At 48.4% G+C, this 866-nt stretch carries 1 protein-coding gene; it reads left to right on the top strand.

Going from position 1 to position 866, the window contains the following annotated elements; all coding sequences use genetic code 11:
- On the top strand, nt 1–866 hold an 866-nt coding region (locus B5E75_RS14340; RefSeq protein ID WP_206414002.1), incomplete at both ends, for an ATP-binding protein.

Below are 866 nucleotides of genomic sequence, written 5' to 3'. Positions count from 1 at the left end.
TCCTATGTGATAAGGGTATCAGCTCCCGACCTTGACGAGCTGAAACGACGCTGTGATGAGGTCAAGGACTTTTACGACGACCTCAATGTAAAATTAGTTCGTCCCGCTGGGGATATGCTGGGGCTTCACTCTGAATTTCTTCCTGCCAGCAAGCGTTATATCAATGATTATGTGCAGTATGTGAAATCCGACTTCTTGGCTGGTCTTGGATTTGGTGCGACGCAACAGCTTGGCGAGAATACAGGTATCTATATCGGCTATTCCGTGGACACGGGAAGAAATGTATATCTGCAACCCTCTCTTGCCAGTCAAGGTGTGAAAGGTACGGTTACAAATGCTCTGGCTTCCGCTTTTGTCGGTTCGCTGGGCGGTGGAAAATCATTCTGCAATAACCTTATCGTCTATTATTCCGTCCTGTTCGGCGGGCAGGCGGTCATTCTTGACCCTAAATCCGAGCGTGGCAATTGGAAAGAAACACTTCCAGAGATAGCCCATGAAATCAATATCGTCAATCTTACCAGCGATAAGGAAAATGCAGGGCTTCTTGACCCGTTCGTGATTATGAAGAACGTCAAAGACGCTGAAAGTCTGGCAATAGACATTCTCACATTCCTTACGGGGATTTCCTCTAGGGACGGTGAGAAGTTCCCTGTCCTTAGAAAAGCGGTGCGAGCCGTGACCCAGAGCGATCAGCGAGGACTTCTCCATGTGATAGACGAGCTACGCATAGAGGACACGGCGATAGCCCGTAACATTGCCGACCATATCGACAGCTTTACGGACTATGACTTTGCACATCTGCTGTTCTCTGACGGTTCAGTGTCTAACGCTATCAGCTTGGACAACCAGCTCAATATCATACAGGT

The organism is Massiliimicrobium timonense (assembly GCF_002160865.1).
Taxonomy (GTDB): Bacteria; Bacillota_I; Bacilli_A; order Erysipelotrichales; family Coprobacillaceae; genus Allocoprobacillus.
The sequence above is the reverse complement of the archived record's forward strand: the minus strand, read 5'-3'. Positions and strand labels throughout refer to the sequence as shown.